The sequence below is a fragment of the Acidovorax sp. genome (genome assembly GCF_046339755.1).
Classification (GTDB): domain Bacteria; phylum Pseudomonadota; class Gammaproteobacteria; order Burkholderiales; family Burkholderiaceae_C; genus Acidovorax.
Genome location: NZ_JBKDTZ010000172.1, coordinates 1 through 7,352, shown reverse-complemented (window position 1 = coordinate 7,352; position 7,352 = coordinate 1). Strand labels below are relative to the sequence as shown.

The 7,352-nt window shown below is 57.1% G+C and carries 7 protein-coding genes and 1 pseudogene; 6 read left to right on the top strand and 2 right to left on the bottom strand.

All coding sequences use genetic code 11. The annotated features are described in order from the left end of the window. The first annotated feature begins 245 nt into the window (after nucleotides 1-245). Entirely contained in the window at nucleotides 246-779 is a 534-nt protein-coding gene (locus ACK59X_RS14395; protein WP_242608422.1) for an IclR family transcriptional regulator, read from the top strand. Here ACK59X_RS14395 and ACK59X_RS14390 read toward each other — a convergent pair. Continuing rightward, nucleotides 739-1,359, bottom strand: a pseudogene (locus ACK59X_RS14390) (DDE-type integrase/transposase/recombinase); the annotation flags it as partial. The gene ACK59X_RS14395 and the pseudogene ACK59X_RS14390 overlap by 41 nt on opposite strands. Nucleotides 1,360-1,468: 109 nt before the next feature. Beyond that, nucleotides 1,469-2,236, bottom strand: coding sequence for an IclR family transcriptional regulator C-terminal domain-containing protein (locus ACK59X_RS14385; RefSeq protein ID WP_034369210.1), 768 nt, complete (start codon nucleotides 2,234-2,236; stop codon nucleotides 1,469-1,471). 109 nt (nucleotides 2,237-2,345) lie between these two features. On the opposite strand from ACK59X_RS14385, the gene ACK59X_RS14380 reads away from it, so the two are divergent. Genes ACK59X_RS14380 through ACK59X_RS14360 form a run of 5 tightly spaced genes read left to right on the top strand, consistent with a single transcriptional unit; the run spans nucleotide 2,346 to nucleotide 6,996 of the window. Then, entirely contained in the window at nucleotides 2,346-3,314 is a 969-nt protein-coding gene (locus ACK59X_RS14380; RefSeq protein WP_034369207.1) for a Bug family tripartite tricarboxylate transporter substrate binding protein, read from the top strand. 15 nt (nucleotides 3,315-3,329) lie between these two features. Beyond that, the gene (locus ACK59X_RS14375; RefSeq protein WP_034369204.1) at nucleotides 3,330-4,571 is read left to right on the top strand and encodes an aromatic ring-hydroxylating dioxygenase subunit alpha; all 1,242 of its coding nucleotides are present in this window, start codon (nucleotides 3,330-3,332) and stop codon (nucleotides 4,569-4,571) included. Continuing rightward, nucleotides 4,568-5,032: an aromatic-ring-hydroxylating dioxygenase subunit beta gene (locus ACK59X_RS14370; protein ID WP_034369201.1), complete on the top strand. Its 465-nt coding sequence runs from the start codon at nucleotides 4,568-4,570 to the stop codon at nucleotides 5,030-5,032. Before ACK59X_RS14375 ends, ACK59X_RS14370 begins: the two co-directional genes overlap by 4 nt. Beyond that, on the top strand, nucleotides 5,029-5,976 hold the full coding sequence (locus tag ACK59X_RS14365; protein WP_034369198.1) for a PdxA family protein: 948 nt from the start codon (nucleotides 5,029-5,031) through the stop codon (nucleotides 5,974-5,976). Before ACK59X_RS14370 ends, ACK59X_RS14365 begins: the two co-directional genes overlap by 4 nt. A gap of 9 nt (nucleotides 5,977-5,985) precedes the next feature. Further along, nucleotides 5,986-6,996, top strand: a complete 1,011-nt coding sequence (locus tag ACK59X_RS14360) for an FAD-binding oxidoreductase (protein WP_409958085.1) — start codon at nucleotides 5,986-5,988, stop codon at nucleotides 6,994-6,996. Nucleotides 6,997-7,352: the final 356 nt, after the last annotated feature.

The following is a 7,352-nucleotide window of genomic DNA, read 5'->3' as shown; positions in this document are numbered from 1 at the left end:
AACCTCAAAAGTGGGAGGCCACCATACCCGTTTACAAAGCGAACAGGAAAGTCAATGAAATCAACGGTCTACCCAGACCACCCCCGCGCCAGTGCTAGCTTTGCGTACCGTCACTTATTGCACTGAAAACGAGGAGACCCCTCGATACGCTCAATACCAAGGGGTTTCTCGTTTCCGAGGGCGAACCCCAGCGTTTCCGGCTCGGCCCGGCAGTCGCTCAGATGGCTCATGCCTGGTCCGCAGGCATGAGCTACGAAACCGTTGCCCAACCCATGATGCGCCGCCTGTGGGAGAAAACCCGCGAGACCATTTCCCTGCACGTACATGAGGGTGCTTTCAGGATATGTGTTGCCGAACTTCCCAGCACGCAGCCTCTGAGCTTCAAGCGGGGCGTAGGTTATCGCGAGAAGCTCGTGCGGGGCGCCAGTGGTCGCTCGATCCTGGCATGGCTGAACGTGAGCAAGCAAGACCTTAGCGCTTATGGCGCGGAAAACGCCGCCGAAGCTAAGCGGTGCACCGAACAGCTCAAGCAGATTCGCCTCGAAGGCTACGCCACCAGTCGCGATGAGCTGATTGAGGGCGCTGTCGCTATTGCTGCGCCGTTCTTCGACAGCAGCGGCCGCGTGGTGGGATCGCTAGGGCTATTCGGTCCCAGCGCAAGACTCGACGAAGAGGTTGTGCAGGGCTATGCCGCGCTGTTAAGGGAAGAGGCTGCACAGCTTTCGGCGGCATTGGGATTCAAGAATTGTCAGGTCCCGGATGATTGCGCACGTTCTTGACGAATAAATCAGGTGCTTTCATCTTCCATTTTTTGAGTGCTTGAACTGGGGCTTCGTGTCCCAGTGCCTTTTGCGGTAAGTGGTGGTTATACAGCCAGACAAACCTGTGCAGCGTCTTCTCCAAATCCTCTGCGCTGTTGAAGTGGTGCGAGCGCAGTACTTGATTCAGGCGACCATTGAAGCGCTCGACCATGCCGTTGGTTTTTGGCGTCCTGGGCTTGGTGAGCCGATGTTCTATCCCCAGTGCTTGGCATAGCTGGACGAATTCGTGCTCGCCTGTGGGCTGGCGAGTGCGACTGCCAAACAAGCGGTCTGTGAACTCTTTGCCGTTGTCGGTGAGGATGGTGTGAATCCTAAATGCTGCAGCTTTGCGGACGGCGGCCAAGAAGGCTTTGGCGGACGCTGCCGTCTTGTGTTGCTTGATATCAATGAACACCCAGCGTGTGGCCCGATCAATGGCAACAAAGACATAGCGGCGCTTGTCCTCATCTTGCATCTGGGGCAGGTACTTCACATCTACATGCACATAGCCAGGCTCATACGCCTTGAAGGGTTTGTGCTCGCTCTCAGGCTTGGGCTTGCCCGGTCCGATCAGGAACAACTGCACGCCCCGCGCATGCGCCCGACATCGGAAGGACGGCGCAAACCCGAGCCTCAGCCGCTGCGCTAGGCAAAGACATGGTGGCGCATTACATCCCTTGCGGATACAACTTTTTTTCCAACTCATTGCGAGCGCGCTTCAGCGGCATCAAAAAAGTCTCTTTGAACTCGCTCATGCTGAGTCTCTCTGCTCTAACTGCAATGCTCATGGCAGCAATTGTGTTGCCTTGAGGGTCGCGCACTGGCGCCGCCATGGAGCGCACACCCAGCTCCAACTCTCCATCGCTGCATGACCATCCGGATTGCCGGCAAGTATCAAGCAGACCCAGCAACTCCTCCAAGTCAGTCACTGTCTGATGGGTCAGAGCCATCCGCTCAATCATCTCCAGCCTTGCACGCGCCTCCTGCTGGGGGAGTCCTGACAACAGCACCCGACCAATCGCAGAACAGTACACCGGCAACCTAGATCCTATTCCTAGGCCCGTGCTCAAGCTGCGCCGTGCGGTCGAACGGCCAATGATGATGGCATCGTCTTCCAACAAAGTACCAAGCGAAGCGGACTCTCTGGTGCGCTCCGACAGTGCGTCCAGTAGCGGCTGGGCCAACGCAGGCATGGGGCGCGATGACAGAAATGAATAGGCGATCAGCAGCGACTTGGGCTGCATCCAGAACAGCTTCCCGTCACTCTCTAGATAGCCAAGCTGTACCAGCGTGCTGAGTGAACGTCTGGCCGATGCTGGTGTGGACTGCGTGAGCCTGGCCACTTCCGACAGCGTGAGCCGGGTATGCCGACGGTCAAAGCAAGTCAGTACCCCCAATCCCTTGCGCAGCGATTCCACAAAGTTCTTGTCCTGCATAGCGATCAAATCAAGGTGTTTTCAACATTTTTGCGCATAGCGCAAAAACAGGTTTAACACAAAGTACGACATCCCCATACTGCAGTTCCCCACACAAGAAGGAGACAAGATGCGCAACGCATCCATTCGCAGACGCGAAGCATTGATCGGCATTGCCGCTGCGGTCGCTGCAACAGGTAGCCTGGCTCAGTCAAATCAACCTCTCAAGATCGTCGTGCCTTTCTCAGCGGGAGGTACCGCCGATGTACTGCCGCGCCTAGTAGCCGAAAAAATCCGCGCGGACTACGCAGGTGGCGTGATCATTGAAAATAAGCCCGGGGCTGGTGGAAACATCGGTGCCGATCTAGTGTTCCGGGCACCGCCGGACGGAATGACTGTGCTGGCCTCCCCTCCGGGGCCCATCGCCATCAACCACAACCTCTATCAGAAGCTCAGCTTTGACCCGACTCGCTGGGTACCGGTGACGATTTTGGCCACAGTGCCCAACGCCCTGGTCATCAACCCGAAGCTGCCTGTTAAGTCACTTGGCGAGTTCATTGCATACGCCAAAGCCAATCCCAAAAAAGTGACTGTGGCGACGCAAGGCGACGGCTCCACATCTCACCTGACTGCTGCCATGTTTATGCAGCTGACTGGCACTGAACTGACTGTCATCCCTTACAAGGGAACAGCCCCGGCACTGATTGACCTGATCGGTGGCAATGTGGATGTGTTTTTCGACAACATCAGCTCGTCGGCCACCTACCACCAGGCCGGCAAGGTGCGCATTCTGGCCGTTGCCGACGAGCAGCGGTCTCAAATATTGCCCCAGGTCCCCACTTTCGCCGAGCAGCAATGGCCCGCCATGCAAGCCTTGACTTTCTTTTCTGTTGTGGCTCCCCCAGGCACGAGTGCAGAAATCGCACAGAGGCTTCAGAAGCAGATGGCCCAGGCTCTGTCATCAAATGACATCCGCAAGCACTTTCTGGAACAGGGTGCCGTGCCCTGCGGTTGGGATCCCACCAAGACTGCTCAGTTCATCCGCCAGGAAACCGAGAAGTGGAAGAAGGTGCTGAAGGCCGCCAACGTCAAGCTCTAACCCTTAGGAATCAACATGCAAGAATCCATCATCCAGTGGCATGGGGCCACTAATACGCGCGTGCCTTTCGGTATCTATACCGACACAGCCAATGCTGATCAGGAACAGCAGCGCATCTATCGCGGCGAGGTCTGGAACTACCTGTGCCTGGAATCTGAAATCCCCGAGGCGGGTGATTTCCGCACGACCTTTGTTGGTGAAACACCGATAGTTGTCGTGCGGGATGCCGACCAGGAAATCTATGCCTTCGAGAACCGCTGCGCGCATCGCGGCGCGCTCATCGCGCTGGAAAAATCGGGCCGTGCGGATAGTTTCCAGTGCGTCTATCACGCCTGGAGCTACAACCGACAGGGAGATCTGACCGGCGTTGCCTTCGAGAAAGGCGTCAAGGGCCAGGGTGGCATGCCGGCCTCGTTCTGCAAAGAAGAGCATGGCCCGCGCAAGCTCCGTGTAGCTGTCTTTTGCGGTTTGGTCTTTGGCAGTTTTTCCGAGGATGTACCCAGCATTGAGGATTACCTTGGCCCTGAGATTTGCGAGCGCATAGAGCGCGTGCTGCACAAGCCCGTAGAAGTCATCGGTCGCTTCACGCAAAAGCTGCCTAACAACTGGAAGCTCTACTTCGAGAACGTGAAGGACAGCTATCACGCCAGCCTCCTGCATATGTTCTTCACCACCTTCGAGCTGAATCGCCTCTCACAAAAAGGCGGCGTCATCGTCGACGAGTCGGGTGGCCACCATGTGAGCTATTCCATGATCGATCGTAGCGCCAAAGACGACTCGTACAAGGACCAGGCCATCCGCACCGACAACGAGCGTTACCGGCTCAAAGATCCCAGCCTTCTAGAGGGCTTCGAGGAGTTCGAGGACGGCGTGACTCTGCAGATCCTTTCTGTGTTCCCTGGCTTTGTGCTGCAGCAGATTCAGAACAGCATCGCCGTGCGTCAGTTGTTGCCCAAGAGCATCTCCAGCTCGGAACTCAACTGGACCTATCTCGGCTATGCAGATGACAGTCCCGAGCAGCGCAAGGTCAGACTCAAACAGGCCAACCTCATCGGCCCGGCCGGATTCATTTCCATGGAAGACGGAGCTGTCGGTGGATTCGTTCAGCGCGGCATCGCAGGTGCGGCCGACCTTGACGCGGTCATCGAGATGGGCGGAGACCACGAAGGCTCTAGCGAGGGCCGCGCCACGGAAACCTCGGTACGCGGCTTTTGGAAAGCCTACCGCAAGCACATGGGACAGGAGATGCAAGCATGATCAATGAAATTCAAATCGCGGCCTTCAATGCCGCTTACGCGAAGACCATAGACAGTGACGCCATGGAGCAATGGCCAACCTTCTTCACGAAGGATTGCCACTATCGCGTCACCAATGTCGACAATCATGCTGAAGGGCTTGCTGCCGGCATTGTCTGGGCGGATTCACAGGACATGCTCACCGACCGAATTTCTGCGCTGCGCGAAGCCAATATCTACGAGCGCCATCGCTATCGCCATATTCTGGGTCTGCCTTCGATCCAGTCAGGCGATGCAACACAGGCCAGTGCTTCCACGCCGTTCATGGTGCTGCGCATCATGCATACAGGGGAAACAGAGGTCTTTGCCAGCGGTGAGTACCTCGACAAATTCACCACGATCGATGGCAAGTTACGCCTGCAAGAACGCATCGCGGTTTGCGACAGCACGGTGACGGACACACTGATGGCATTGCCGCTATGACAATAGTGCACCGTAGATTGGCTTTGGCCATCGGCGATCCCCACGGTATTGGCCCTGAAATTGCACTGAAAGCTCTTCAGCAGTTGTCTGCCGCCGAAAGATCCCTGATCAAGGTCTATGGACCGTGGAGCGCTCTTGAACAAGCAGCGCAGATCTGCCAAATGGAGCCCCTTCTTCAAGACCTCATTCATGAGGAAGCCGGCTCGCTGGCACAACCAGTGCAATGGGGAGAGATCACCCCGCAGGCAGGCCTATCCACGGTGCAATCTGCAACAGCAGCCATCCGGGCGTGCGAAAACGGCGAAGTCGACGCCGTCATCGCCTGCCCCCACCATGAAACGGCCATTCACCGCGCGGACATAGCGTTCAGCGGCTACCCATCTTTGCTCGCCAATGTTCTTGACATGAACGAAGACCAGGTATTCCTGATGCTGGTAGGAGCTGGCCTGCGCATAGTGCATGTCACTTTGCATGAAAGCGTGCGCAGCGCATTGGAGCGGCTCTCTCCTCAGTTGGTGGTCAACGCGGCGCAGGCTGCCGTGCAGACATGCACCTTACTCGGGGTACCTAAACCAAAAGTCGCTGTACTCGGGATCAACCCTCATGCATCTGAAGGACAGTTGTTCGGCCTGGAGGACTCCCAGATCACCGTTCCCGCTGTCGAGACACTGCGCAAGCGCGGCCTAGCAGTAGACGGCCCCATGGGAGCTGACATGGTTCTGGCACAGCGCAAGCACGACCTGTATGTAGCCATGCTGCACGATCAGGGCCATATCCCCATCAAGCTGCTGGCACCTAACGGAGCCAGCGCACTCTCCATCGGTGGCAGGGTGGTGCTTTCCAGTGTGGGCCATGGCAGCGCCATGGACATTGCAGGCCGTGGCGTGGCTGACTCCACGGCCCTCCTGCGCACGATCGCCCTGCTCGGAGCCCAACAGGTCTGAGGCCCTTCCATGAATCACCAAATCCATATCCACGACTCTGATATCGAGTTCCCCTGCGCGCCCGGGCAATCCGTGCTGGATGCGGCCCTGCAGGCTGGCATCGAACTACCTTATTCCTGCCGCAAAGGTAGCTGTGGCAATTGTGCGAGCACCCTGCTCGATGGAAATATTACTTCCTTCAATGGCATGGCCGTGCGCAGCGAACTCTGCACCTCGGAGCAGGTATTGCTGTGCAGCTGCACCGCCGCCAGCGATATCCGTATTCAGCCGAGCTCCTTTCGCCGCCTCGACCCGGAAGCCCGCAAACGTTTTCCGGCCAAGGTGTACAGCAATACACTGGCGGCACCCGATGTCTCGCTGCTGCGCCTGCGCCTGCCTGCGGGCAAGCGCGCCAAATTTGAAGCCGGCCAATACCTGCTGATTCACCTCGACGACGGGGAAAGCCGCAGCTACTCTATGGCCAATCCACCCCATGAGAGTGATGGTGTCACATTGCATATCCGGCATGTACCGGGTGGCCGCTTCAGCACTATCGTCCAGCAGTTGAAGTCTGGTGACACATTAGATATTGAACTGCCATTCGGCAGCATCGCACTGAAGCCTGACGACACCAGGCCCCTGATTTGCGTTGCAGGTGGCACGGGATTTGCGCCCATTAAATCCGTTCTTGATGACTTAGCCAAACGCAAGGTTCAGCGCGACATAACGCTGATCTGGGGGGCTCGCAACCCCTCGGGCCTGTATCTTCCTAGCGCCATCGACAAGTGGCGCAAAGTCTGGCCACAGTTTCGCTACATTGCAGCCATCACCGACCTAGGCGATATGCCTGCGGATGCTCACGCAGGTCGGGTGGATGACGCGCTACGCACACACTTTGGCAACCTGCACGATCATGTGGTGCACTGCTGTGGCTCACCCTCCCTGGTTCAATCAGTGCGCACAGCAGCTTCCGATATGGGCCTGTTAGCACAGGACTTCCACGCGGATGTTTTTGCGACGAGCCCGACTGGTAGCCACTAGAAGTAGCTATTCATGCGATATCAACACGGCGGGATATGACGGAGGCTGAGCTTGCGAGTGACTTGATGGGGAATGTTTGATAAACACTGAAAGGGGCTTTATGCCTAATGCCAGTCAGTTAAGGTTCAGCTGCCTCTAGATGAGCTAAAAGGCAACGTGTTTACACGTTGCCTTTTTCATTGATGGGTATTCTCTCAGGCGCATTGCGCCAATGTTGAATCGCCCCGGGTTTCGAGGAGGCCAGTTGGTTTAAGTCAGACGGTCGCGGTCTGACCAGCGCGTTGACGATGGTAATTGGCCTCGAACTCCGCAGGCGGGACGTGGCCCAGCGGCCCCATCAGCCGGTGGTGGTTGAA

Coding starts and splice junctions, on each gene's coding strand:
- ACK59X_RS14395 (WP_242608422.1), top strand. CDS start 246: ATGAGCTACGAAACCGTTGCCCAACCCATGATGCGCCGCCTGTGGGAG.
- ACK59X_RS14385 (WP_034369210.1), bottom strand. CDS start 2,236: ATGCAGGACAAGAACTTTGTGGAATCGCTGCGCAAGGGATTGGGGGTA.
- ACK59X_RS14380 (WP_034369207.1), top strand. CDS start 2,346: ATGCGCAACGCATCCATTCGCAGACGCGAAGCATTGATCGGCATTGCC.
- ACK59X_RS14375 (WP_034369204.1), top strand. CDS start 3,330: ATGCAAGAATCCATCATCCAGTGGCATGGGGCCACTAATACGCGCGTG.
- ACK59X_RS14370 (WP_034369201.1), top strand. CDS start 4,568: ATGATCAATGAAATTCAAATCGCGGCCTTCAATGCCGCTTACGCGAAG.
- ACK59X_RS14365 (WP_034369198.1), top strand. CDS start 5,029: ATGACAATAGTGCACCGTAGATTGGCTTTGGCCATCGGCGATCCCCAC.
- ACK59X_RS14360 (WP_409958085.1), top strand. CDS start 5,986: ATGAATCACCAAATCCATATCCACGACTCTGATATCGAGTTCCCCTGC.